Source organism: Amycolatopsis sp. 505 (assembly GCF_031625235.1).
Taxonomy (GTDB): domain Bacteria; phylum Actinomycetota; class Actinomycetes; order Mycobacteriales; family Pseudonocardiaceae; genus Amycolatopsis.
In genome coordinates this window covers 278,066-300,878 of sequence record NZ_JACKQP010000011.1, presented here as the reverse complement: position 1 = coordinate 300,878, position 22,813 = coordinate 278,066, and the positions used below count along the sequence as shown (strand labels likewise).

24 protein-coding genes and 2 pseudogenes are annotated in these 22,813 nt (G+C 72.6%); 14 read left to right on the top strand and 12 right to left on the bottom strand.

The genetic code is table 11. From position 1 onward, the window contains the following. The first annotated feature begins 35 nt into the window (after positions 1-35). The 5 genes from H5965_RS36810 (at position 36) to H5965_RS36790 (ending at position 3,231) form a co-directional block, all read left to right on the top strand. Entirely contained in the window at positions 36-512 is a 477-nt protein-coding gene (locus H5965_RS36810) for a sigma-70 family RNA polymerase sigma factor (RefSeq protein ID WP_310975648.1), read from the top strand. Then, positions 509-1,102, top strand: coding sequence for a methylated-DNA--[protein]-cysteine S-methyltransferase (locus H5965_RS36805; protein WP_310975647.1), 594 nt, complete (start codon positions 509-511; stop codon positions 1,100-1,102). Before H5965_RS36810 ends, H5965_RS36805 begins: the two co-directional genes overlap by 4 nt. 568 nt (positions 1,103-1,670) lie before the next feature. Continuing rightward, complete coding sequence (locus H5965_RS36800) at positions 1,671-2,384, top strand: 2OG-Fe(II) oxygenase (RefSeq protein WP_310975646.1); 714 nt, start codon at positions 1,671-1,673, stop codon at positions 2,382-2,384. Continuing rightward, a complete protein-coding gene (locus tag H5965_RS36795) occupies positions 2,381-2,755 on the top strand; it encodes a hypothetical protein (protein WP_310975645.1) in 375 nt (124 codons plus the stop codon). Before H5965_RS36800 ends, H5965_RS36795 begins: the two co-directional genes overlap by 4 nt. Next, on the top strand, positions 2,752-3,231 hold the full coding sequence (locus H5965_RS36790; RefSeq protein WP_310975644.1) for a methylated-DNA--[protein]-cysteine S-methyltransferase: 480 nt from the start codon (positions 2,752-2,754) through the stop codon (positions 3,229-3,231). The genes H5965_RS36795 and H5965_RS36790 overlap by 4 nt, the downstream gene beginning before the upstream one ends. Here H5965_RS36790 and H5965_RS36785 read toward each other — a convergent pair whose 3' ends face one another. Together H5965_RS36785 and H5965_RS36780 are read right to left on the bottom strand one after the other, a co-directional pair. Then, positions 3,232-3,834: a LysE family transporter gene (locus H5965_RS36785; protein WP_310975643.1), complete on the bottom strand. Its 603-nt coding sequence runs from the start codon at positions 3,832-3,834 to the stop codon at positions 3,232-3,234. Between the two features lie 56 nt (positions 3,835-3,890). Next, complete coding sequence (locus tag H5965_RS36780) at positions 3,891-4,529, bottom strand: TetR/AcrR family transcriptional regulator (protein ID WP_310975642.1); 639 nt, start codon at positions 4,527-4,529, stop codon at positions 3,891-3,893. A 65-nt stretch (positions 4,530-4,594) separates the two neighbouring features. On the opposite strand from H5965_RS36780, the gene H5965_RS36775 reads away from it, so the two are divergent. Together H5965_RS36775 and H5965_RS36770 are read left to right on the top strand one after the other, a co-directional pair. After that, complete coding sequence (locus H5965_RS36775; RefSeq protein WP_310975641.1) at positions 4,595-6,109, top strand: FAD-dependent monooxygenase; 1,515 nt, start codon at positions 4,595-4,597, stop codon at positions 6,107-6,109. A 12-nt stretch (positions 6,110-6,121) separates the two neighbouring features. Then, positions 6,122-6,945, top strand: a pseudogene (locus tag H5965_RS36770) (alpha/beta fold hydrolase). Here the strand turns inward: H5965_RS36770 and H5965_RS36765 are convergent. From H5965_RS36765 to H5965_RS36755, 3 genes are read right to left on the bottom strand one after another with little or no spacing between them, the layout of a single operon-like run. Next, on the bottom strand, positions 6,906-7,304 hold the full coding sequence (locus H5965_RS36765) for an RDD family protein (RefSeq protein ID WP_310975640.1): 399 nt from the start codon (positions 7,302-7,304) through the stop codon (positions 6,906-6,908). The pseudogene H5965_RS36770 and the gene H5965_RS36765 overlap by 40 nt on opposite strands. Before the next feature lie 34 nt (positions 7,305-7,338). Further along, positions 7,339-8,394 carry a 4-hydroxy-2-oxovalerate aldolase gene (gene dmpG, locus H5965_RS36760; RefSeq protein WP_310975639.1) on the bottom strand — a complete coding sequence of 352 codons (1,056 nt, stop codon included), beginning with the start codon at positions 8,392-8,394 and terminating at the stop codon, positions 7,339-7,341. Beyond that, positions 8,391-9,290, bottom strand: coding sequence for an acetaldehyde dehydrogenase (acetylating) (locus H5965_RS36755; RefSeq protein ID WP_310975638.1), 900 nt, complete (start codon positions 9,288-9,290; stop codon positions 8,391-8,393). The genes dmpG and H5965_RS36755 overlap by 4 nt, the downstream gene beginning before the upstream one ends. A gap of 75 nt (positions 9,291-9,365) precedes the next feature. Here H5965_RS36755 and H5965_RS36750 point away from each other — a divergent pair. Next, positions 9,366-9,674, top strand: a pseudogene (locus H5965_RS36750) (OsmC family protein); the annotation flags it as partial. On the opposite strand, the gene H5965_RS36745 reads toward H5965_RS36750, so the two are convergent. After that, positions 9,623-10,849, bottom strand: coding sequence for an MFS transporter (locus H5965_RS36745; RefSeq protein WP_310975637.1), 1,227 nt, complete (start codon positions 10,847-10,849; stop codon positions 9,623-9,625). The pseudogene H5965_RS36750 and the gene H5965_RS36745 sit on opposite strands and share 52 nt — an antisense overlap. A 147-nt stretch (positions 10,850-10,996) precedes the next feature. On the opposite strand from H5965_RS36745, the gene H5965_RS36740 reads away from it, so the two are divergent. Beyond that, entirely contained in the window at positions 10,997-11,212 is a 216-nt protein-coding gene (locus H5965_RS36740) for a hypothetical protein (protein ID WP_310975636.1), read from the top strand. 53 nt (positions 11,213-11,265) lie between these two features. On the opposite strand, the gene H5965_RS36735 is transcribed toward H5965_RS36740, so the two are convergent. The 3 genes from H5965_RS36735 to H5965_RS36725 form a co-directional block, all read right to left on the bottom strand. Beyond that, a complete protein-coding gene (locus tag H5965_RS36735; protein WP_310975761.1) occupies positions 11,266-12,756 on the bottom strand; it encodes a glycoside hydrolase family 28 protein in 1,491 nt (496 codons plus the stop codon). Positions 12,757-12,950: 194 nt separating this feature from the next. Further along, positions 12,951-14,135 (bottom strand): elongation factor Tu, encoded by a 1,185-nt coding sequence (tuf, locus tag H5965_RS36730; RefSeq protein ID WP_310975635.1) that lies wholly within the window; start codon positions 14,133-14,135, stop codon positions 12,951-12,953. Positions 14,136-14,370: 235 nt separating this feature from the next. Next, entirely contained in the window at positions 14,371-14,940 is a 570-nt protein-coding gene (locus H5965_RS36725; RefSeq protein ID WP_310975634.1) for an XRE family transcriptional regulator, read from the bottom strand. Between the two features lie 18 nt (positions 14,941-14,958). Here H5965_RS36725 and H5965_RS36720 point away from each other — a divergent pair, with 18 nt between their 5' ends. After that, on the top strand, positions 14,959-15,447 hold the full coding sequence (locus H5965_RS36720; protein WP_310975633.1) for a GNAT family N-acetyltransferase: 489 nt from the start codon (positions 14,959-14,961) through the stop codon (positions 15,445-15,447). Here H5965_RS36720 and H5965_RS36715 read toward each other — a convergent pair. Beyond that, a complete protein-coding gene (locus H5965_RS36715) occupies positions 15,444-16,031 on the bottom strand; it encodes an XRE family transcriptional regulator (RefSeq protein WP_310975632.1) in 588 nt (195 codons plus the stop codon). The genes H5965_RS36720 and H5965_RS36715 overlap by 4 nt on opposite strands. Positions 16,032-16,108: 77 nt before the next feature. On the opposite strand from H5965_RS36715, the gene H5965_RS36710 reads away from it, so the two are divergent. The 3 genes from H5965_RS36710 to H5965_RS36700 all read left to right on the top strand — a co-directional run bounded on the left by H5965_RS36710 (position 16,109) and on the right by H5965_RS36700 (position 18,268). Next, a complete protein-coding gene (locus H5965_RS36710; RefSeq protein WP_310975631.1) occupies positions 16,109-17,050 on the top strand; it encodes an NAD(P)/FAD-dependent oxidoreductase in 942 nt (313 codons plus the stop codon). A 32-nt stretch (positions 17,051-17,082) separates the two neighbouring features. After that, positions 17,083-17,538: a group II truncated hemoglobin gene (locus H5965_RS36705; RefSeq protein WP_310975630.1), complete on the top strand. Its 456-nt coding sequence runs from the start codon at positions 17,083-17,085 to the stop codon at positions 17,536-17,538. A gap of 160 nt (positions 17,539-17,698) precedes the next feature. Beyond that, a complete protein-coding gene (locus tag H5965_RS36700; RefSeq protein WP_310975629.1) occupies positions 17,699-18,268 on the top strand; it encodes a TIGR03086 family metal-binding protein in 570 nt (189 codons plus the stop codon). Here the strand turns inward: H5965_RS36700 and H5965_RS36695 are convergent. Then, positions 18,231-19,124 carry an NAD-dependent protein deacetylase gene (locus H5965_RS36695; RefSeq protein WP_310975628.1) on the bottom strand — a complete coding sequence of 298 codons (894 nt, stop codon included), beginning with the start codon at positions 19,122-19,124 and terminating at the stop codon, positions 18,231-18,233. The genes H5965_RS36700 and H5965_RS36695 overlap by 38 nt on opposite strands. 151 nt (positions 19,125-19,275) lie before the next feature. On the opposite strand from H5965_RS36695, the gene H5965_RS36690 reads away from it, so the two are divergent. Next, positions 19,276-21,417, top strand: coding sequence for a tetratricopeptide repeat protein (locus tag H5965_RS36690; protein WP_310975627.1), 2,142 nt, complete (start codon positions 19,276-19,278; stop codon positions 21,415-21,417). Positions 21,418-21,419: 2 nt separating this feature from the next. On the opposite strand, the gene H5965_RS36685 is transcribed toward H5965_RS36690, so the two are convergent. Beyond that, positions 21,420-22,511, bottom strand: a complete 1,092-nt coding sequence (locus H5965_RS36685) for a ThiF family adenylyltransferase (RefSeq protein ID WP_310975626.1) — start codon at positions 22,509-22,511, stop codon at positions 21,420-21,422. Between the last annotated feature and the right edge of the window lie 302 nt (positions 22,512-22,813).

Sequence of the window (22,813 nt, the reverse complement as noted above, 5' to 3'; positions counted from 1 at the left end):
CCTCACGTTTCGCCGCCCCCGGACGTCTACCTCATGTGATCGTGAAACCGTTCGAGCAAGTCGTCACCGAGCACGGGCCGATGGTCCTCCGGGTCTGCCGGGCCGTGCTCGGGCCGGCCGATGCCGAAGACGCCTGGTCGGAAACGTTCCTGGCGGCGCTGAAGGCGTACCCCGAGCTGCCCGCCGACGCGAACGTCCAGGCGTGGCTCGTCACGATCGCGCACCGCAAGGCCGTCGACGTCACCCGCGCGCAGGCCCGCGGCCCGATCCCGGTCGAGGAGGTGCCGGACCGGCCCGGCGGCGCGGCCGCGTGGAACGGCGACCTGTGGGACGCGCTGGCGAGGTTGCCGGACAAGCAGCGCATCGCCGTCGCCTACCACTACCTGGCCGGGCTGCCGTACCGCGAAATCGCGGAGATCACCGGAGGCACGGTCGAGGCCGCCCGGCGCGCCGCCGCCGACGGCGTCAAGTCACTGCGGGCCGTCTACCCCCTGGAAGGAGCGCACTCATGACGGACATGTTCCAGTTCTTCGGCAACGAGATCCTGCTCGATTCGAGCGTGATGCACGAGCGGCTGGTCGCCGACGCGGCGCGCCAGGGCCTGCTGGACGTCGCCTACCACACGGTCGATACCCCGCTCGGCCCCCTGCTGCTGGCGGCCACCGAGCAGGGCCTGGTGAAGGTGGCTTTCGACCGCCAGGACCACGACGCGGTGCTGGCCGAGCTGGCGGCGGCCATCAGCCCCCGCATCCTCCGGGCCCCGGCCCGCCTGGACCCGGTGGCCCGCCAGCTGGAGGAGTACTTCACCGGCCGGCGGCAAGCCTTCGACGTCCCCCTGGACCTCCGCCTGGCCCGCGGCTTCCGCCGCGCGGTGCTGGACCACCTGGCAGAGATCGCGTACGGCCGAACGGAAAGCTACGCCCAGGTAGCAGCGGCGGCGGGCAGCCCGAAGGCGGTCCGCGCGGTGGGCACGGCCTGCGCATTGAACCCGGTACCGGTGGTCCTGCCCTGCCACCGGGTAGTCCGCTCGGACGGCTCGTACGGCCAGTACGCGGGCGGCCCGGAAGCCAAGCGAGCCCTGCTGACCCTGGAGGCAGCGTGACGCCCACGTCGCCGCCGCCCGGGCCGCGCTGACCACCGGCGCCGACAACCCGGCCCGCCGGCGGTGGTGCTCGCGTCTCGCCGCGTCGCCCACGTGTCCGGCTCTCCCCGATGCGCGCGACAGCACGCCGCCGCCACCAAGCGGTCCTCGTCTCTCGCCGTACCCATCCCGACGCAGCGCGACAGCAGGCGGCGGCCACCACCTTGGCCGCGCCGGCCGCCGAGACCACCAACCCGCGCACTCAACCCGCCACCGGCCGCGCTCCCCCATCCCCCGCCCCGACGGCCGCGCGCCCAACCAGCCACGGAACCAACGTGACCACGCTCGAAAACACGCCTCCACCGATCGCGTCGCGGCCGCCGAGATCAACAACCACGACCGCACACTCAACGCGGCGGCGGGGCTCGCCTGCTCCCGCGTCGCCCGACCGACGGCCTCGAAGAACGCGCCGCCGTAGCCAACTAAGCCGCGCCAACCACCGCAACCGCAACCGCACACCCGGCCCGCTGCCGGCGCCACTCCCTCCTCCGGCAGTCCACCAACAAGCCCCACCGACCAAGAAGGCACCATGAAAACGTTCGAAGAACGCGTCGCCGCGGCGGACTGGGCCGCGGTGGCCGACGAGGTCGATGACTACGGCTGCGCGCTCTTACCGCAGCTGCTCACCCCGGCCGAGTGCGCGCGTCTCATCGCACTCTGGGACCAGCCATCACACTTCCGGGCGACCGTGAACCTCCGCCGTCACCGCTTCGGCGACAACGGCGACTACCACTACTTCGCCTCGCCGTTCCCGGAACCCGTGCAACGCCTGCGCCAGGCGCTCTACCCACGCCTGCTGCCGATCGCCCAAGACTGGTTCGCAAAGCTCGGCCGGCCGGCGGAGTGGCCGTCCACTTTGGACGAGTGGCTGGCGGTGTGCCACGCCGCGGGGCAACAGCGGCCGACGCCGATCCTGCTGCGGTACGAGACCGGCGGCTGGAACGCGTTGCACCGCGACCTCTACGGCGACAAGGTGTTCCCGCTGCAGGTGGTGATCAACCTCAACGACCCGGGCACCGATCACACCGGCGGCGAGTTCCTCCTCGTCGAGCAGCGGCCGCGCGCCCAGTCCCGCGGCACGGCGACCCTCATCCCGCAGGGCCACGGCCTGGTCTTCACCACCCGCGACCGGCCGGTCCGCTCGGCCCGCGGCTGGTCGGCGGCCCCGGTCCGCCACGGCGTTTCCGCAGTCCGCTCGGGCCGCAGGCACACCCTCGGCCTCGTCTTCCACGACGCAGCATGACTTCCCCCGAACTCGAGGCGCTGCTGGGCTTGATCGGCCGAGCCCGGCACATCGTCATCGGCACGGACACGCCGTCCCGCCCCGACGGCGAGCAGATCGCCACGGCCTGGGGTGGCTTGGTGCTGGCCACGGTGACCTGGCCCGAGACGGCGGCCTCGTGGCTGCGCCAGGCCCGCCGCTTCGCCGCGCCGGAGCCGGACGCGTGGGTCGTCAGCGCCACCCCGGCCGGCTGGGCGGGCATGGCGCGGCGGTTGCAGCTCTCGACGTCCTGGAGTCCACATCGAACCTTTGCCACCTCGGCGCTGGCCGGCTACCCCATCCCGGGCCTGCGCGGCGCCCACCCGGACGGCACAACCTGGGAGACCTCATGAAGCACGCAGTACTGGATTCCCCGATCGGCCAGCTGACCGTGACCGGCGACGGCGACACCGTGACCGGCCTGTACTTCCCGAACCACTGGCCGCGCCCGGACCGCGCGACCTTCGGCCACCGCGACGACACGGCGTTCCCCGAGGCCGCCCGGCAGCTGAAGGAGTACTTCGCCGGCCAGCGCACGGAATTCGACGTCCCGACGCAGGCCACCGGCCCCGACTTCGACCGCGCGGTGTGGGCGGAGATCGCGTCGATCCCCTACGGCAGCACGGCAACGTACGGCGACCTCGCGCGCTCCTTGCAGGCGTTGCCCCACGACGTCGGCGCGGCGGTGGGCCGCAACCCGTTGAGCATCCTGGTGGCGTGTCACCGCGTCGTCGGCAAGGGCGGGAAGCTGACGGGTTACGCGGGCGGCCTCAAGCGTAAACAGTTCCTGCTGGAGCTGGAGCGTCCACCCGAGTCGGCGCTCTGGTGATCACACGTGGGTGAGCAGCATGCCGACGCCCAGCCCGGTCATGGTCACAGCGATCACGACGTCCAGCACGCGCCACGCCATGGGCTTGGCGAACACCCCGGCCAGCCGTCGCGCGCCGAACCCGAGCGCACTGAACCAGACAGCGCTGGCGACCCCGGCCCCGACCCCGAACAGCCACCGCCCGTCCCCCTGCGCCGCGGCCACCGAGCCGAGCAGCAGCACGGTGTCGAGGTAGACGTGCGGATTGAGCCAGGTGAAGGCAATACAGGCGACCACGGCCTTCCGCAGCGGCGTCCGCTCCTCCCCGACGATCATCACGGACGGCCGCAGCGCCCGCCGCGCGGCGAGCACCCCGTACCCCAGCAGGAACAGCCCACCCCCGACGGCAATCACGCCGATCGCCGTCGGCCACCGCTCCAGCACGGCCCCGACCCCGCTGACCCCGAGTCCGATGAGAACAAGATCCGAGACGGCACAGATGACGACCAGCGGCGCCACGGCGCCGCCACGCAGGCCCTGTTGGAGCAGGAAGGCGTTCTGGGAGCCGATCGCCACGATCAGCGAGAGGCCGGTCCCGAACCCGGCCAGGAGGAGAGGGAGCACTCCGTCACGGTATGAGGAGCCACCGCCTTACTCCAGCTAAAGTTTCTTACGGAACATTAGCGACCGTAACGCCCTTGCGGGAACTCGCCCACCCCGTGTTCCACCAGGTCGAAGGCCTGGTCGATGACCGCGACCTGCTCCTGCCGGACCACCTCCGCGTCGTCGCCCGCCACGATGCGGCCCATGGCGTGGGCGAACACCGTGGTGATCGCCGTCGTGAGGAGGCCGGCCACCATGCGGGAGCGGAAGGCGTCGCCCGTCTCCTCGGCCAGTACCGAGGTGAACGCCTCCGCTATCTCGCGCTCCTGCTCGTACCAGCGCGCCATCAGTGCCGGGCTCGACGTCAGCACCCACCAGAAGCCCGGCCCGCCCGCGATCGCGCCCGACAACGGGTGACCCGAGGACAACAGCGCATGCTGGTGACGGCGCAGCGCCTCACACGGCGACACCCCCGCCGGCCGGTCCCGGACCACTGAGGTCAGCTCCGCCAAGCGGTCCGCGTGACGGTCGAGGAACAGGTCCTCCTTGCGCGGGAAGTAGTTGAACACCGTCATCTTCGAGACGCCCGCCGCCTCGGCTATCTCCGCCACCGTCACCTCCTCGAAGCCGCGCTGGATGAACAGGCCTGTGGCCACGTTCGAGATCAGCAGGCGGGTGGCCTGCTTCTTCCGCTCGCGCAGTCCGGGGTCAGCCATGAGCAGAGAGTATAGACCGAGCTCAAAGTTTGACTCGGTAAAAGTTTCGCGGCATCATCGGAGCCATGAACAGGGATGTGGTGATCTCCGGGGGCGGACCGGTCGGCTCGATGCTGGCCTGCGAACTGCGACTGGCGGGCGTGGACGTGCTCGTCGTCGAACGGCTGCCCGAACCGGACCAGACGATCAAGGCCGGGTCGGTCAACCTGACCACGGCCGAAGCCTTCTACCGGCGGGGTCTGCTGCCCGCGACGGACGCCGTCGTGCAGCAGAACTTCGCGCAGATCCAGAAGTTCCTCGAATCCCGGGGCGGGGGTGGCCCCAAAGCCGTTCCGGTGGGGCACTTCGCCGGGATCATGGTGACCTCGGGCGGGGTCGATTTCGCCGATCCCGCCTTCCGGGACGTCGGGCCCGCCGCCCGGGTCGTCGTCATCCAGCAGCAGGCCGTCGAGGCGATCCTGGCCGAGCGCGCCGCCGAACTGGGCGTCGAGATCCGGCGCGGGGCCGAGCTCACCGGGTTCGACGCCGACGACAGCGGCGTGACCGTGCACCTCGGTGACGGCGCATCCGTGCGCGCGGGCTGGCTCGTCGGGGCCGACGGCGGGCGGAGCCGGGTCCGCAAGCTGGCGGGCTTCGACTTCCCCGGCACCGACCCCGCCATCACCGGGCGGCAGGCGCTCACCGAACTCACCGGCGCCGACGCGCTGCCCGCCGGGTGGCAGCACGGCCCCGGCGGGCTCTACGTCCACGGGCCGACGCCCGGGCGGATCCTCACCGTCGAGTTCGACGGGCCGCCCGAGGACCGGGACGCGCCGATCACCGCGCAGGAAATCGAAGACAGCTTCCGGCGGGTCTCCGGCGCGGACGTGCGGGTGACGAAGGTCCACAGCGCAACGCGCTTCACCGACAACGCGCGCCAGGCGACCACCTACCGCCAGGGCCGCGTGCTGCTGGCCGGGGACGCCGCGCACGTCCACTCCCCCTTCGGCGGGCAGGGCCTCAACCTCGGCATCGGCGACGCGGTGAACCTCGGCTGGAAGCTCGCCGCGACCATCCAGGGCTGGGCGCCCGAAGGCCTGCTCGACACCTACACGGCCGAGCGGCACCCGATCGGCGAGTGGGTTCTCGAGTGGACCCGGGCGCAGGTCGCGCTGATGCGCAGCGACGTGCGGACCAGGGCGTTGCGCCAGGTCATGACCGATCTGCTGGCCACCGGCGACGGCGCGACCTACCTGGCCAAGAAGCTCTCCGGCGTCCTGCACCGGTACGCGATCGACGGCGAGCACGACCTCACCGGCCGCGCCGCGCCCGACTTCGCCTTCGCCGACGGCAGCCGGCTCGGCGAACGCCTCCACGACGGCAAGGCGCTCCTGCTCGACCTCGCCGACGCCGCCGGCCTGCGCGAAACGGCGGCCGGGTGGGCCGGGCGCGTGAACGTGCTGTCCGCGAAGTGCGACAGCGAGCCGGCCCTGACCGGCGTGCTGGTCCGGCCGGACGGGCACATCGCCTGGGCGAGCGAGGACGGCTCGACGGCCGACCTCGAGGCGGCCTTGCGGACGTGGTTCGGCGAACCCGCCTGACAGGATGGGCGGGTGATCGACCTCCACCCGCCCATCGAGCCCTACGCCCACGGGCTGCTCGACGTAGGCGACGGGCACCGGGTGTACTGGGAGACCTGCGGGAACCCGGACGGCAAACCGGCGGTCGTGCTGCACGGCGGCCCCGGCCAGGGCTGCTCACCCGGCATGCGGCGGATGTTCGACCCGGCCCGGTACCGCGTCGTGCTGCTGGACCAGCGCGGCTGCGGCCGGAGCCGTCCGCACGCGGCCGATCCCGCGACGTCGCTGCGGCACAACACCACCGACCACCTCGTCGCCGACCTGGAACGGCTGCGGGAGCACCTCGGCATCGAATGCTGGCTGGTGACGGGTGGCTCGTGGGGCACAACGCTCGCCCTGGTGTACGCCGAACGCTTCCCGCTGTACCACGGTGCCGGCCGCTTCTTCCCCGAGGCGTGGCAACGCTTCCGCGACGTCGCCGGGGACGACGACGTCGTGGCCGCCTACGCCCGGCTGATGGCGGACCCGGACCGGCGGGACAGCGCCGCCCTCGCGTGGAACGCCTGGGAATAACGGTCCTGTCCCTCGAACCGGGCGCCACCGGAGGCGTCCACAGTGGACCGCCGGACGACGCGCTGCTGGCGTTCGTCCGGCTCACCACACACTACTACGCGCACGCCGGCTGCCCGGTGACGACGGCGTGGGAACTGGCCGCAGCGTGGCCGGGCGCCGAACTGCTCGTCGACGACCGGTCCGGGCACGGTGCCAGTGACGTCAAACGCGCCTGGAAGCTCGCCGCCCTGGACCGGTTCGCCGGTCAGGGGAGGACGGCGACGACGGTCGCGAACAGCCCGTAGAGCCAGCCCAGGGCGAGCCGGCGCAGGGTCGGCGGACGGCCCGTCCGCGGGTCCGCGCAGCGCAGGCCGGCGAGCAGCCTGCCGATCGTGGCGCCCCACCACCGCTGCAGGAGCACGCGGTGGACGAAGGAGACGGCGAGGTAGGTGACCACCGCCGTGACCAGGAAGGCGACGCCTCCCTCCGGGTCGACCCCCGCCGCCGCCACGGCCGCCACCAGGAGGTGCAGCGCGAGGTCCGCGGACACCGCGGGCAGGCGCCGCGACCACGAGGCCCGCCGGATCGGGCCCGTCCGCAGCAGCCGGCGGCGGACGGGCCAGGGGATGTCCGGCGCGTCGTCCAGGGTGGGGTCGGTCTCCATGCCCTTCCCACGCGCGAAGCCGGTGTCCGGTTGCCTACCCTTCCGCCGCCAGTTGCACCGCGACGTCGATGATCATGTCCTCCTGGCCGCCCACCAGCGCGAGCTCGCCGCACCGGCGCAGGATCGCCTGGGCGGGGACGCCGTAGCGCTCCGCCGCGCGTTCGGCGTGCAGCAGGAAGCTCGAGTAGACCCCGGCCCAGCCCTGGACGATCGCGTTGCGGTCCATCTTCGGCCAGCGGTGCAGGTACGGGCGCACGACCTCCTCCGCCGCGTCGAGCAGGCCGCCGACGTCGAGGCCCGTGTCGATCTCCAGGCGGTCGAACACCGCCGCGAGGACCTCCGTCGGCGAATTGCCCGCGCCGGCGCCGAGGGCGCAGAGCGAGCCGTCGATGTACCGGACGCCCGCCTCGTACGCCAGCACCGAATTCGCGACGCCGAGCGAGAGGTTCTGGTGCCCGTGGTAGCCGACCCACGCCGTGTCGCCGACCTCGGCGACCAGCGCTTCGAAGCGGGCGCGGGCCTCGTGCATCAGCAACGCGCCGGCCGAGTCCGTCACGTACGCCGCCTGGCAGCCCGCGTCCACCATGATCCGGGCCTGCTTCGCGAGGTCTTCCGGCGGCGTCCGGTGCGCCATCATCAGGAACCCGGCCGTCTCCATCCCGAGCTCGCGCGCCAGGCCGAAGTGCTGCGGCGAGACGTCGGCTTCGGTGCAGTGCGTCGCCACCCGGACCATCTCCGCGCCCGCGTCGAAAGCGCGCTGGAGGTCCTCCGCCGTGCCGATGCCCGGCACGAGCAGCACCGCGATCTTCGCCTGCTTCGCCTCTTCGCGAGCCGCGGAGATCAGCTTGAGCTCGTCGACGGCGGAGAAGCCGTAGGTGAACGACGAGCCGCCGAGGCCGTCGCCGTGGGTCACCTCGATCACCTCGACCCCCGCGCGATCCAGCGCGCGCACGGTGCCGCGCACCTGCTGCTCGGTGAACCGGTGGGCCATCGCGTGACTGCCGTCGCGCAGCGTCGTGTCGACGATCCGGACGTCGTGGCGCAGAGCCGGGCGGCCGGTGACGTTCGATTCGTTCGCAGGCTCACTCATGCGGAAACCTCCTGCTTCGCGCGGGCCATCAGCTCGCCGACCCGGGCGGCCGCGGCGGTCATGATGTCCAGGTTCCCGGCGTACTCCGGCAGGTAGTCGCCGTTCCCGCGGACCTCGAGGAAGATGCCGACCCGCGCGTTGCCGTCCCAGTCTTCGCGCGCGTCGTCGAACTGCGGGTCGGCGCGGAGCGTGTAGCCGGGCACGTACTTCTGCACTTCGGCGACCATTTCGTGGATCGACGCCGTGACGGCTTCGCGGTCGGCGTCGAGCGGGATCGCGCAGAACACCGTGTCCCGCATGATCATCGGCGGTTCGACCGGGTTGAGGATGATGATCGCCTTGCCGCGCCCGGCGCCGCCGATCTCGGCCACCGCCTGCGACGTCGTGCGCGTGAACTCGTCGATGTTCGCCCGCGTTCCCGGCCCCGCGCCCCGCGAAGCGACCGACGCGACGATCTCCGCGTACGGCACCGCCGTCACCCGGGAAACGGCGTGCACCATGGGGATCGTGGCCTGGCCGCCGCAGGTGATCATCGAGACGTTCGGCGCGTCGAGGTGCGCGCCGAGGTTCACCGGCGGGCAGACCATCGGGCCGAGGTGCGCCGGGGTCAGGTCGATCGCCTGGATGCCGGCTTCCTCGTACCGCGGCGCGTTCGCGGCGTGCGCCTTCGCCGACGTCGCTTCGAAGACGAGTTCCGGCAGGGGATCCTGGCGCAGCAGCCAGTCGACGCCCTCGGCCGACGCCGCGATCCCCTGCGCGCGGGCGCGCTCGAGACCGTCCGACTCGACCACGCCGACCACGTACCCGACTTCGATCACTTCACTGCGTCGCAGCTTCGCCAGCAAATCGGTGCCGATGTTGCCGGGGCCGACGATCGCCGCCATCACGGGAGCCATGTCCCGACCGTCGCACCGGGCCGGCCGGTCGGGACAGGCTTGTGTTCCGACCAGCGGAACGTCGAGACTGGGTCCATGGCATTCGACGTCGTGGCCGGGGCCGGGTCGCTGCTGAGCGGCACGGGCGTCCGGTTCCCCCATCGCTGGACCCCCGCCGGGGTCAGCGTCGAGACCGAGTTCACCGGCGGTCACCTGCTGAACCTCGCCGCGGCCGGGTGCGTCCTCAACGACCTCTACCGCGAGGCGGAGCGGCTCGGCATCGAGCTGGCCGGGGTACGGGTGACGGCCACCGGCGGCTTCGACACGACGACGTGGGCGTCGACCGGCATCACCTACTCGGTCGAGATCGACTCGGCGGCGCCCGCCGAGGACCTCGACCGGCTGCTCGCCGTCGTCGACGACGTCGCCGAGATCCCCCGGGCGCTGCGGGCCGGGCCGCCGGTGCGGCGCGCACCCTGAATCACCGCCGCCGCGAGCAGGGCGGCCACTCCCCCGCAGGTCATCACGGCCGGAACCGACACCGCGTCGACCACGAAGCCGCCGGCCAGCGCGCCGGCGGAGATCGTCGCCTGGAAGGACGCGGTGAACAGGACCGTGGCCGCCTCGCGGGCGTCCGGCGCTTCGCGCGCGAACCACAGCTGGGAGTAGACCGGCACCGCGCCGTAGGCCACGCCCCACACCAGGAGGGTCACGAGCGCGGCGGCCGGTCCGGTGTGCGGCAGGGCGAAGACCGCCACCGCGATCAGCGCGGCCGCGAGCGCGAAGCCCGCCCGGTACCGACCGGCCAGGAACGTGCCCGCGATCCCGGCGACGCCGTACGCCAGCAGGTAGGCGCTGAGCACCTCCGGCCGGACGACGTCCCGCAGCAGCGGCGTGACGTAGGTGTAGGTGCCGAAGTGGGCGAGGACCACGAGGAACGTCACCAGCAGTCCACTTCGGACGCCGCGCCGCCGCAGGAGTCCACTCAGGACGGTCAGCCGCGTGGCTTCTTCGGGCGGCAGGGGCGGCGCGAGGAGCACGAGGGCCGCAGCGGTTCCGAGACTCAGGATGCCGAGCAGGAGGAACGCCGTCCGCCAGCCCGCGAGCTGACCGACGAGGGTGCCGAGCGGCACGCCCAGCACCGATCCGAGGGGCACCGCGGCGAAGATGACCGACGTGGCCCGCGCGGCGGCCGCCGTCCCGACGAGCCGGGGTGCCAGGCCAGCGCCGATCGACCAGAAGCCGCCGATGACGACGCCGACCAGGAACCGGCCGGCCAGCAGCACCCAGAACGCGGGTGCGGCGGCGGTGAGGAAGCCGGCGGCCGCGAGCAGGACCAGGAGGCCGCCCAGCAGAACGCGCCGGTCGAGCCGGCCGGCCGCGACGGTGACCACCGGCGCGGCGACCGCGGCGACGAACCCGGGCACGGTCATGGTCCAGCCGGCGGTCCCGGCCGAGACGCCGAACCCGGCCGCGATCGGCGTCAGCAGCCCGATCGGCAGGATTTCCGTGGTGACGATGGCGAAGATCCCGACGGTGACGGCGAAGACGGCCGGCCACCGCGGCGCTGGTGCGTTCATGCGGCCCAGTGAACCGGCGGCGGATCGCGCGGGCTGGCAGGTTTGCGACGGCTTGATCGCCGGCTGCGGGTCATGGCGGATTTCCGCCGGTTTGATCGACTCCCGGCCGGGGCAATTCCCCGGACACACCCGATCGAGGAGGTTGCGATGGCCGAACGGCGTTGGCGCTTCATCCCGGAAACGGCTGCGCTGTGCTGGATCTTCCTGGCCGTGGGGGCGGTTCTGCTCCTGTCGAGCATTCTCAGCCTGACCGGCACGGACAGCCGGGCGCCCGTATTGACGGTGATCGCGGCGGTGGCCGCGGTGGCTCTGATCGTCATGTCGGTGATCGGCTTGGCCCGCCCGAAGCTGCGCGGCCGCTGACCGGCGGCTGACCGGCCGGGTCCCGCGGCGGCGCCGGGACCCGGCCGGAGTTCCTACAGCTCCTGGTGATCCGCGTGGTCGACCCGGGCCTCCGGCACCGGGCGGCCGTCGCTCACCCGGAAGTCGTCGACGCCGTCGAGCACGAACGTCGGCGTGCCCGCCACCTTCTCCGCGCGGCAGTGGTGCACGTCGGCGTCGGCCACGTCCCGCAGGACGTACGCCGGGCGCGTGTCCTGCCTGCCGAAGCGCACATCGACGTTGTCCCAGCTGATTCCCCGGGCGTGGCGGACGAAGAAGCCGTACGCCGGGAGCGTGCCGAACATCGACGGCTCGGGGTACGCGGTCTCCAGCTCCGGCGGGTTCTGCACGGCGTCCCCCGGCGTCAGGCCGCCCGCCAGGTGGTGGCGGATGTTGCTCAGTTTGACGTCCTCGATCGGGTGGCCCGGAATCCCGGCGAGGCAGGAGGGATAGCGCGGGTCCGCGTCGATCGTCGTGACGTCGCTGATGCTCACCCGGCGCAGGAACCCGACCGGGATCCCGGCCGGCCCGCGCATCCGCGCGCCCAGCCGCAGGAACAACGGCATCTGGACGTTGCGCATGGTCAGGTTGCTGATCGTGACGTCTTCCAGCCGGCCGCCGTCGACCGTTTCCAGCGCCAGACCGCGGCAGTGCTCGAAGACCACGTTGGAGATCGCGATATTGCGGAAACCGCCGTTGGATTCGGTCCCGAACTTGACCCGGCCGGTGCGGCCGTAGGACGACGTCTTGAACGTGCCGCCGACGAGGGTGCCGAGGTCGTAGCCGCTGACGAAGCAGTTGTCGATGGTGACGTTTTCGGTGTCGCGCACCTGGTTCAGCGCGTACGAGCTCTTGAGCACGATGGCGTCGTCGTTCGGCGAGTTGACCGTCGTATCGGCGATCCGCACGTTCTTGCAGCAGTCGATGTTGATGCCGTCGCGGTTGGTGTCGATCACCAGGCCTTCGATGCGGAAGTTGTCGACGCCGGTGGGCAGGATGCCGAAGTGCCCGCCGTTGACGATGGTGATGTCGCGGATCGCGACGTTGCGGCACAGCTTGAGCGCGATCGCCTTGTTCCCGTTGAGCGGCGCCGATTCCGCGCTGCCCCCGGCGACCAGGCCCTTCCCGTCGATCTTGCCGGGCCCCTCGATGGTGACGTTCTCCAGGTTTTCGCCCCAGATCAGGCTGTTGTGCCAGTGGCTGTGCCCGAAGTCCTGGTACGGGTTGCCCGCGCCCGGTTCGGCGGGGTCGTAGCCCCGGCCGCCGGCCGGGGCGGCGGCCAGGATCGTCGCGTTGGCGCCGAGGTACAGCGCGATGTTGCTCTTGAGGTGGATCGAATAGCTCGCGTACGTCCCGGCCGGGAAGTACACGGTGCCGCCGCGGGTCGCGGCCGCGTCGATCGCGCGGTTGATCGCGGCGGTGTCGATCGTGCGCCCGTCGCCCTTCGCGCCGAATTTCGTGACGTCGAAGAAGCGGCCCGGCTGGTTCCCGAATTCCTCGGCTCCGGCCGCCGGAGATCCGACCAGTGGCAGGGCCGCGCCCGCGGCTCCCCAGACGACGGCACGGCGGCGGCTCAACGCTCTTCCCACGGAGTCTCCCTAATCTCGCCATGGCGGAAGCCCGCGCTTCCGACGGCGGATCGGGATGCGTGTTCAGCTAAGAGCAAATGATCGGATGCGTCAAGCTCGCCCCCGCCCGCGGGCGGGGGCGAGCCCGATCTTCAGTCCAGCACCTCGCGGACGGTGCCGGCGGCGACGGTCAGCCGGCCTTCGCGCATGGCGAACCCGAGGCCCGGGCTCATCGCGACGGGCTGGCCGAGCTCGACCGTCAGCTCCGCCGCGTCGCCCGGCCGGACGACGGTGACGCCTTCGGCCAGGGCGACCACGCCGACGACGTCGCTGGTGCGGAAGTGGAACTGCGGCCGGTAGTTCGCCGCGAACGGCGTCCGCCTGCCACCCTCGGCGGCCGAAAGCACGTGGACGTCCGCGCGGAACCGCGTGTGCGGCCGGACGCTGCCCGGCAGGCAGACGACCTGGCCGCGCCGGACCTCGCCGCGCCTGACCCCGCGCAGGAGCACCGCGGCGTTGTCGCCCGCCTCGGCGCGGTCCATCGGCTTGCCGAACGTCTCGAGCCCGGTGGCCACGGTGGTCACCGCCGGGCCGAGGCCGACCACCTCGACCGCGTCGCCGACGGCGAGGGTGCCCTGCTCCACCGCGCCGGTCACGACGGTGCCGCGGCCGGTGATGGTGAGGACGTTCTCGATCGGCATCAGGAACGGCAGGTCGAGCCGCCGCGACGGGATCGGCACGTGCTCGTCGACGGCCTCCAGGAGGTCGAGGATGCGCTGCGTCCACCGCGGGTCGCCCTCGAGCGCGCGCAGCCCGGAAACCCGGACCACGGGTACGGCGTCGCCGTCGAACCCGTAGCGGGTCAGCAGCTCGCGCACCTCGAGCTCGACCAGGTCGAGCAGCTCCTCGTCCTCGGCGACGTCGGCCTTGTTGAGCGCGACGACGAGGTGCTCGACGCCGATCCGGCGCGCCAGGACGACGTGCTCGCGGGTCTGCGGCATCGCGCCGTCCTGGGCCGAGACCACGAGCACCGCGCCGTCCAGCTGGGCGGCGCCGGTGATCATGTTCTTGACGTAGTCGGCGTGCCCGGGCATGTCGACGTGCGCGTAGTGCCGGGTCGGCGTCTCGTACTCGACGTGGGCGATGTTGATGGTGATGCCGCGCTCGATCTCCTCCGGCGCGCGGTCGATGCGGTCGAAGGCGACGAAGTCGGCGCCACCCCGCTCGGCGAGGACCTTGGTGATGGCCGCGGTGAGGGTGGTCTTGCCGTGGTCGACGTGCCCCATCGTGCCGATGTTCAGGTGCGGCTTGGTCCGCACGTACTGCTGCTTGGTCATGGGTTTTCCCTGCGCTGGAACGGAACTGCGCGAAACCGGGCGGAGCGCGTCGACCCTCCCCCGGCGGTTTCGCGCCCAGGGCGGGGGAAATCGGGGAAGGGTCAGCTTCGAGCGCCGGTCAGCCGTGCCGACACCGCGCTCGGCAGGGACAGGCCTGCGAGCGTCGCGCTATCGGACACGGGGAACATGACGGGAAGGGTGACACGGCCTTCGCGGCCGTGTCACCCCGTTTTCCTCACCCCGCCGAGCGGGACCGCATGATCAGGGCCGCAATGAAGTACACGCACGGTTTCTTGCCGCGGTTCGCGTAGGAATGCGTGACGTCGGCGGGAAAGTACACCGAATCGCCCGCCGCGAGGACGTACTCCGCCTCGCCGACACCGAGGCACAGCTCGCCCGACTCGACGGCGACGAACTCGTGCGATCCCGGGGCGTACGCCGGAAAAGCGCCCGCGTCGCACCCGGGCGGCAGGGTCGTGCGGATCCACTCGAAGTTGACGCCGGGGACGACCGGGGTCAGCACGGTGCGGTGCCAGCCACCGGGTTCGGCGATGTGGTCCTGCTCCGCCGCGCGGCGGAGGATCACGCGGTCGCTCTCCAGGTCGGCGAGCAGCCGGGACAGCGACAGCCCGAGGCCATCGGCGATCCGGGACAGCACCACGACCGTCGGCGTCTTCTCGCCGCGCTCGATGGCCGACAGCATGCTGACGCTCACACCCGCCGCCCCGGCCAGTGCGCTCAGCGCCAGCCCGCGGCCCGCCCGCAGGTCGTGCAGGTGGCGGCCGAGCGATCCCGGATCGATCATTCCTCTATAATACCGATTATGTCCACTATAGCGGAAGTGACGGAGGCCGACGCCGAAGGCATTGCCGCCGTCTTCTCGCCGTACGTCACCGATTCGGTCTTCACTTTCGAAACCACGCCGCCGACCGCGCAGCAGTGGCGGGCGAAGATCCGCGAGCGCACGTGGCCCTTCCTCGTCCTCGCCGACGAGGGCGAGATCCTCGGCTACGCGCTGGCCGCGCCGTGGCGACCCAAGCCGGCGTACCGGTACTCGGTGGAGACGACGATCTACCTCGCACCCCGGGCGGCCGGCCGGGGCCACGGGCGGCGGCTGCTCGACGAACTGCTCAAGCGGTGCGGGGAAGCCGGAGCCCGGCAGGCGATCGCGGTCATCGTCGACTCCGGGAACCCGGCGTCGCGAAACCTGCACCGGGCGGCCGGTTTCACCGACGCGGGCGTGCTGCGGCGCGTCGGTTTCAAGCACGACCGCTGGCTCGACACCCTCCTGATGCAGCGCGAGCTGGGCTAGCGCGACTTCGCCCGCAGGTGCAGCCGCTCCCCCTGCTTGCCGAACAGGCTGAGGATCTCCGCCGGCCGGCCGCCGACCGCGCCGAACCAGTGCGGGAGGCGGGTGTCGAACTCCGCCGCTTCGCCCGGCCCCAGCGTCATGTCCCGGTCGGCCAGGATCAGCCGCAGCCGGCCCGACAGGACGTACAGCCACTCGTAGCCCTCGTGGACCTGGGGATCGGGCTCGCCCGTCTCCGGTTCCAGGATCATCTTGAACGCCTGTGGCGCGCCCGGCTGGCGGGTCAGCGGCAGCACCGTCATGGTCGCGCCGTTGTGGCGCGGGATCCGCCGCGCGGTCAGCCGGACGCGGGGATCGCCGACCTCCGGCGCGCCGACCAGTTCGTCGAGGGGCACCTGGTGGGCCTGGGCGATCGGCAGCAGCAGCTCCAGGCTCGGCTTGCGCTGCCCGGACTCCAGCCGGGAGAGCGTGCTCTTCGAGATGCCCGTCGCCTCCGACAGGTCGGCGAGGGTGACCCGCCGCTGCGTGCGGACCCGCTTGAGGCGGGGGCCGACCTCGGCGAGGGCCTGGGTGATCGCGTCCGTCATGCCCCCAGGAAACCCGCTTGTCCCGGAATCGGCAACATTAGTTGTCGAATTCGCCAAGCCGGGTTCATGGTGGCGGCATGAGCGAAAACAACAGCTTCGACGTCCTGGTGGTGGGTGGCGGCGCCGCGGGTCTCAGCGCCGCCCTGATGCTGGGCCGGGCGCGGCGGCGCGTCGCGGTCGTCGACGGCGGAGAACCGCGCAACGCGCCGGCGTCGCACATGCACGGCTTCCTGTCCCGCGACGGCCTGCCGCCGTCCGAACTCCTGGAAATCGGCCGCGGCGAGCTCCGCGGTTACGGCGTGGAACTCCTCGAAGACCGGGTGACCCGGCTGGACCACGGCTTCACGGCCCGGCTGGCCAGTGGCCGCGAGCTGACCGCCCGGCGCGTCCTGGTCGCCACCGGCGTCCACGACGACCTGCCGGAGCTCCCGGGTCTGCGGGAGAGCTGGGGCACCGACGCGATGACCTGCCCCTACTGCCATGGCTACGAGCTGCGCGACCAGCCGCTCGGCGTGCTGGGCACCGAGCCGGCGAGCGTCGAGCACGCGCTGCTGGTCCGCCAGTGGTCACCGGACGTCGTGTACTTCGCGCACACCGAGCCACCGTCCGATGCGGACCGGGACCGGCTCGACGCGCGCGGGATCCGCGTGGTCGACGGCGTCGTCACCGCCGTCCGGCGCGAAGGCGGCCGCCTCACCGGCATCGAGGTCGGCGCCCGGTTCGTGCCGCGGGCCGCGCTGTTCCTCCGCACCCGGACCGTCCCGAACGACCAGCTGCTGCGCGACCTCGGCTACGCCGAAGGCGACGTCGACCCGTCCGGGAAGACCGGCGTGCCCGGGGTGTGGGCCGCGGGGAACGTCGTCGACGCGCGGGCGACCGTGATCATCGCCGCCGCCCAGGGCGCGGCCGCCGCCGGGGCGCTGAACCACGATCTCGTCACCGAGGACGTCGAGCGGGCGGTCGGCGCACTGGGCGGCTTCTCCCCCGCGGCGGAACGCGCGGCCGCCGGGGCACGCTAGCCCCCGGCGGCCTGGCGTGCCAGGCTCGGCGGATGCGTCCGACGCTCTACGAATTCGCCGGCGGCGACCCCGCGTTCCGCGCGCTGGCGGCCGCCCACCACGAGCGCTGCCTGGCCGACCCGGAGCTGAACCACCCGTTCTCGAAGCAGGACCAGCACCCGCAGCACGTCGAGCGGCTCGCCTGGTACTGGGCCGAGGTCATGGGCGGCCCGCCGCGGTTCTCCCGCGAGTGCAGCGACCACTCGGCGATGCTCCGGATGCACGCCGGCAACGGCGACATGACCGACCTCGGCCGCCGGTTCGTCGCGTGCTTCGTCCGGGCCGCGGACGACGCCGGCCTGCCCGCCGACCCGGAGTTCCGCGCCGCGCTGCGGGCGTACATGGAGTGGGCGGTGGCCGAGGTGCTCACCTACCCCGGCCCGCCCGCCGACGTCCCCGCCGGGCTGCCGGTGCCCCGCTGGTCGTGGACCGGGTTGCAGCCGTTGTAACGCATGGGGCCGCCGCCGCGTCTTGCAGGCGACGACCGGCTGTGGAGGTCCGTCGCCAGAGCCGGTCCGGGCCAGGTTCCCCCCACCTGCCCGGACCGGCTCGTCCACTCGGTCCGATAACCGCGAGCACGGCCTCGCGAGCCGCGCCAGGCTGGTCGGCATGCTCCTCGACCGCTTCCTGCTCGCCTCCCGGGGTTTCGAACACCATCTCCGCGCCGTGCCACCCGACGGCTGGCACGCGCCCACGCCGTGTTCCGAGTGGGACGTGCGGGCGCTGGTCAACCACATGACCCGCGGCAACCTCAACTACATCGGTCTCCTCCGCGGTGCGACCCGCGAGGAATTCCTGGCCCGGCGGGACGAGGACGCCCTCGGCGACGACCCCGTTGCCGCGTACACCGGCTCGGTCCGGGCCTGCGCCGCCGCTTTCGCCGAGGAAGGCGCGCTGGACCGCGTCGTCGACTACCCGCTCGGCAAGCTCACCGGACGGCAGGCCCTGGCCGTGCGCACGACCGACAGCACCGTGCACACCTGGGACCTCGCCCGCGCGCTCGGCACCGACGAGACCCTCGACCCGGGCCTGGTCGCGTGGATCGACGAGCACTACGCCATGATCTTCGCGGGCTTGGGCCCGGCCGTCTTCGCCGAGCCGCCGCCGATCCCGCCCGGTGCGTCCCGGCAGGAGTGGCTGCTCACGCGGTTCGGCCGCGCTCCTCGGCGAGCCGGCTGACCAGCTCGGTCAACGCGGGCCCCAACGGCCGGTCGACGCGCACCGCGGCGTAGCGGTCGCCGCGGGTCTCCCCGCGGTTGACGATCACCACCGGCTTGCCCGCCTTGGCCGCGTGGCGGACGAAGCGCAGTCCCGACATCACGGTCAGGGACGAACCGAGCACCAGCAGCGCCTCGGCGTCGTCGACCAGCCGGAAGCACTGCTCGACCCGCGGCCGCGGCACGTTCTCGCCGAAGAACACGACGTCCGGTTTCAGCACGCCTTCGCAGGCCTCGCACGGGACCGGCCGGAAGCCGCGGACGACGTCCGTGGGCAGCTCGACGTCGCCGTCCGGGTTGATCCGGGTGGCCGCGCCGGTGAAGCCGGGGTTGGCCGCGCGCAGCCGCCGGTCGAGCTCCATCCGCGGGCTGGTGCGGCGGCAGTCCAGGCAGATGACGCGGTCCAGGCTGCCGTGCAGCTCGACGGCGTCCGCGGTGCCGGCCGCCTGGTGCAGGCCGTCGACGTTCTGCGTGATGACGCCGGAGACGTAACCCCGCTCGCGCAGGGCCGTCACGGCGCGGTGGCCGTCGTTGGGGTCGGCGCGGGCGATCGTGCGCCAGCCGAGGTGGCTGCGCGCCCAGTACCGCTGCCGCCCTTCGGCGCTGGTGACGAACTCCTCGTAGGTCATCGGCGTGTGCCGGCGCAGGCTGCCGCTTTCGCCGCGGTAGTCGGGAATCCCGGATTCGGTGGACAACCCGGCCCCGCTGAGCACGGCGACCCGCCCGCGCGCCACGATGCTCGTCAGCTCGTCGAGGCTGGACGTCCGCGGCAGCGGCGCGTCCGCCGACGTCCAGGAAAGGGTGGGCCGGGTGCGCACCAAGCCAGGGTACGTGGGCCGGTGAGGAGCTTCCCGAGCGCCGCGCGGACGGGTGACGCTGAGCGTCGACCGGGTCACATCGTGCTCATGGACCCGGCGTTGTGCGGTACACCGGAAGTTCGACTGGTGGGCTGCGGGCTGGGGTACGGCGATGGTCGACGAACCGGGGCACGAGCACGGCACGAAGGTGACGAACGAGGTGCCCGGCACCGTCGCCGGTTCCGTGGTGCAGGCGGGCTCGATCGGGCAGGTCGTGCTGTCCCCCGCCGTGCCGCGGCAGGAACTGCCGGTGCCCCGCCAGCTGCCTCCGGCGGTGCGCGACTTCGCCGGGCGGGACGAGCAGCTCGCCCGGCTGGACGACCTCCTGCTCGCCGACGAGGACCACCCGGCCGCCATGGTGATTTCGGCGCTGGACGGCACCGCCGGGGTCGGGAAGACGGCTCTGGCCGTGCAGTGGGCGCACCGGGTGGAACACCGCTTCCCCGACGGCACGCTGTTCGCCGATCTGCGCGGCTACGGCCCGAGCGCGCCGGTGCGCCCGGACCTCGTGCTCGCGTCGTTCCTCCACATCCTGGGCGTCGAAGAGGACCGGATCCCCGCCGAACCGGACGCCCAGGCCAGGTTGTACCGCTCGGTGCTCGCCGGCCGCCGGGTGCTGATCGTGCTGGACAACGCCGGCACCGCCGAGCAGGTCCGCCCGCTGCTGCCCGGCTCCCCCGGCTGTGTCGTGCTGGTGACCAGCCGGGCCAGCCTGACCGGGCTGCTCGTCGCCGAAGCCGCCAGCCAGGTCACCCTCGACCTGTTCACCCCGGACGAAGCCCACGTGCTGCTCCGCCGGGTCCTCGGGGCCGCGCGGGTCGCCGCCGAGCCCGACGCCGTCGCCGACCTCGTCGAGGTGTGCGCGCGGCTGCCCCTCGCGCTGCGGATCGCCGCCACCCGCATCGCCACCCGCCGCCACACCAGCGTCGCCGAGGTCGTGGCGGACATCGCCGGCGGCGCGGACAGGCTGGACGTGTTGAGCAGCAGCGGAGACGAACGCAGTGCCGTGCGGAATGTGTTCGACTGGTCGTACGCGCGGCTCCCGGCCGAGCACGCCGGGGTGTTCCGGCGGCTGGGCCTGCATCCCGGTGCCGAGTTCGGGGTGCCGGCCGCCGCGGCGGTGGCCGGGGTCGACGCCGCCACGGCGTACCGGGTGCTCGAAGCACTGGCCGACGCGCACCTGGTCGAGTCCGTCGGGGGCCGGCGCTACCGATGCCACGACCTGCTGCACGCCTACGCGGCGCACCGCGCCGAGCGGGACGACGACCCGGGCAGCCGGCGCGAGGCCGTGTCCCGGCTCGGCACCTGGTACGCCCGCACCGCGCAGGCCGCCGACCGGCTGGTCTTCCCCGGCCTCGAAGCCCCGGACATCGAGCTGCCCCCGGTGGGCCCGGACGTGCCGTTCGCCGACCGCGGCGAGGCCATCGCGTGGCTGAACACCGAGCAGGCCAACCTGCTGGCGGTCCTGCGTTCGGCCGGCACGCACCGGACCGCGGTGGTCCTGGCCGCGGCCGCGCGGTTCCTGAGCCTCCGCGAGCGCGCCCTGTGGCCGGTGCGCCTCGAAGCCGAAACCCTCGGCCTCCGTGCTGCCGAAGCGGCCGGGGACCGCGCCGCGGAGGCCTTCCTGCTCGGTTTCCGCGGTGACACGTTCGCGGACTTGGGCCGCTGGGACGACGCCGAAGCCGACTTCGGCCGCCAGCTCGTGCTGGCGCGGGAACTCGGCGACGCCGTCCGGCACCAGGTGGCCCTGACCGGTCTGGGGCAGATCCGCCTCCTCCAGCAGCGCTATGCCGAGGCGCGGGACCACTACCTCGCGGCGTTGCCGCTGGCCCGGCGGGCGGGCCCGCGTCCGGAAGCCGTCGTGGAGTGCAATCTCAGCCGGATCAACGTCCGGCTGGGTGAGTTCGAGCAGGCTCGCGCGCACGCCGAACGCGAGCTCGTGCTGCGCCGCGACGCCGACGACCCGGTCGGCGAGGCCTATGCCCGGTGCGATGTGGCCATTGCGCTGCAAGGTCTCCAGGCCCACGACGCGGCGCTCGAGTACACGGCGCAAGCCATCGCGCAGTACCGGGCACTCGCCGGCTCCGAGGCGCTGCTCGCCGAGGCCCTCGAGACGGCGGCGACCTCGCTCGAGCACACCGGAGAAGCCGTGAGCGCGGCGGACTGCCTCGAGGAGGCCGCCGCGCTCCTCGATCCCCTCGATGCGGAACGCGCCGAGACCCTGCGTGCCCGGGTGCGCGACCTGACACCGTGACGTCACCCGCAGGTCGGGCAATCCGGCCTGGGTTCCTCGGGGCCGAGCGCGAAGCTGTCCTGCAGGGTGACGAGGTTGAACCCGTACTCGCAGTTGGTCCGCAGCTTCGGCGCCCCGGTGATGAGGCTCAGCGTGGCGTGCGCGGCCAGCTGGCCCGCGACACCGGCCGACACGGCGTTGGCCGCTTGGGGCCGGAAGTGCTCCGCCGCGGCCGGGAAGGTCCGCGGGGGCAGCGCCGCACGGCGTTCCCGCTCCGCGACGCGGGCGCAGTCGTAGCACGGGCCCGTGCCCGGCGCGTACAACCCGCAGTTGACCTGGGGACCGTGGTAGCCGCCGTGCACCCACGCCGTCCCGGTATCCCGGCACGCCCGGTTGGTCCACGCGCGGATCTCCGGCGGCTCGTCCGCGGCCAGCAGCACCACGTCGTAGCCGATCGCCAGCGTCCGCAGCACCGCCGGGCCGTCGACGAGCAACCGCGCACCGGTGACCCGGACCTCGGAGTTCTGCGCCCGCAGCCGCTCGACGGCGGCCGCGACCTTGGGACGGCCGAGGTCGCGTTCGGTGAACAGGATCTGCCGGTTGAGGTTGGACAGCTCGACCACGTCGGGTTCGACGCAGTGGACGTGCCCGACCCCGGACACGACCAGGGTCTGCGCGGCGGTGCAGCCGACGCCGCCGATCCCGATCACGACGACCCGCGCCCCGCGCAGCAGCAGCTGGGTGTCCCAGCTCGTGCGGCGCGGCGTGCGGTCCATCCAGCGGAAGAGCGCCCGGCTCCGGCAGTAGCGCTCCCGCTCGGCGGCGCTGAGCCCGCCGGGTTCCGGCTCGCCGGCGTCTTCGACGTACCCGGCCCGGACCAGGTCGCCGATCGCCGCCCGGACGTCGGCGCCGGTCCGCTGCGGGTGGAGGCGGACGAGGCCGGCGACGACCTCGTCCGTGGTCCTCGAACCGTCGAGCAGCTCGAGCAGCGCCCACACCCATCCGCCGGGATCGCCGATGTCGGCGGCGATCCCGCGCACCACACCGCCGATCCGGATCCGATCGTTCCCGTGGCGGACCGGGAGGTGCTCGGGTTTGATCCTGGGTCGCCGCATGGCCGCTCCTCCTCGTCACTAGCTCTGTTGGGTCGGGTGGCTGAAAGTCGGTTCACGGTCCGCTTCAATGAATTCGATCATGACGTCGCACCTCCTTTCCGATCTGCGCACGGAGAACCGCGAGCTTCGCCGGAATACAGCCGCGCAACGGTTTCGGCTGGCCGGTGGATGCCGACATGTGCGCTCCGCTCGGTCGGTGCTCGACGGGACACCGGAAGCATGGAACCCGCTGCTGTCAACGACATGTCGGCGGCGGCGGCAAACCGGCAACACGCTCGTGTCGAACGTGACAAATCAATGTC

Bases quoted from the DNA above. Each gene is read 5' to 3' on its own strand.
- H5965_RS36805 (WP_310975647.1), top strand. From the start codon at position 509: ATGACGGACATGTTCCAGTTCTTCGGCAACGAGATCCTGCTCGATTCG.
- H5965_RS36800 (WP_310975646.1), top strand. From the start codon at position 1,671: ATGAAAACGTTCGAAGAACGCGTCGCCGCGGCGGACTGGGCCGCGGTG.
- H5965_RS36795 (WP_310975645.1), top strand. From the start codon at position 2,381: ATGACTTCCCCCGAACTCGAGGCGCTGCTGGGCTTGATCGGCCGAGCC.
- H5965_RS36790 (WP_310975644.1), top strand. From the start codon at position 2,752: ATGAAGCACGCAGTACTGGATTCCCCGATCGGCCAGCTGACCGTGACC.
- H5965_RS36780 (WP_310975642.1), bottom strand. From the start codon at position 4,529: ATGGCTGACCCCGGACTGCGCGAGCGGAAGAAGCAGGCCACCCGCCTG.
- H5965_RS36775 (WP_310975641.1), top strand. From the start codon at position 4,595: ATGAACAGGGATGTGGTGATCTCCGGGGGCGGACCGGTCGGCTCGATG.
- H5965_RS36765 (WP_310975640.1), bottom strand. From the start codon at position 7,304: ATGGAGACCGACCCCACCCTGGACGACGCGCCGGACATCCCCTGGCCC.
- dmpG (WP_310975639.1), bottom strand. From the start codon at position 8,394: ATGAGTGAGCCTGCGAACGAATCGAACGTCACCGGCCGCCCGGCTCTG.
- H5965_RS36755 (WP_310975638.1), bottom strand. From the start codon at position 9,290: ATGGCTCCCGTGATGGCGGCGATCGTCGGCCCCGGCAACATCGGCACC.
- H5965_RS36745 (WP_310975637.1), bottom strand. From the start codon at position 10,849: ATGAACGCACCAGCGCCGCGGTGGCCGGCCGTCTTCGCCGTCACCGTC.
- H5965_RS36740 (WP_310975636.1), top strand. From the start codon at position 10,997: ATGGCCGAACGGCGTTGGCGCTTCATCCCGGAAACGGCTGCGCTGTGC.
- tuf (WP_310975635.1), bottom strand. From the start codon at position 14,135: ATGACCAAGCAGCAGTACGTGCGGACCAAGCCGCACCTGAACATCGGC.
- H5965_RS36725 (WP_310975634.1), bottom strand. From the start codon at position 14,940: ATGATCGATCCGGGATCGCTCGGCCGCCACCTGCACGACCTGCGGGCG.
- H5965_RS36720 (WP_310975633.1), top strand. From the start codon at position 14,959: ATGTCCACTATAGCGGAAGTGACGGAGGCCGACGCCGAAGGCATTGCC.
- H5965_RS36715 (WP_310975632.1), bottom strand. From the start codon at position 16,031: ATGACGGACGCGATCACCCAGGCCCTCGCCGAGGTCGGCCCCCGCCTC.
- H5965_RS36710 (WP_310975631.1), top strand. From the start codon at position 16,109: ATGAGCGAAAACAACAGCTTCGACGTCCTGGTGGTGGGTGGCGGCGCC.
- H5965_RS36705 (WP_310975630.1), top strand. From the start codon at position 17,083: ATGCGTCCGACGCTCTACGAATTCGCCGGCGGCGACCCCGCGTTCCGC.
- H5965_RS36700 (WP_310975629.1), top strand. From the start codon at position 17,699: ATGCTCCTCGACCGCTTCCTGCTCGCCTCCCGGGGTTTCGAACACCAT.
- H5965_RS36690 (WP_310975627.1), top strand. From the start codon at position 19,276: ATGGTCGACGAACCGGGGCACGAGCACGGCACGAAGGTGACGAACGAG.
- H5965_RS36685 (WP_310975626.1), bottom strand. From the start codon at position 22,511: ATGCGGCGACCCAGGATCAAACCCGAGCACCTCCCGGTCCGCCACGGG.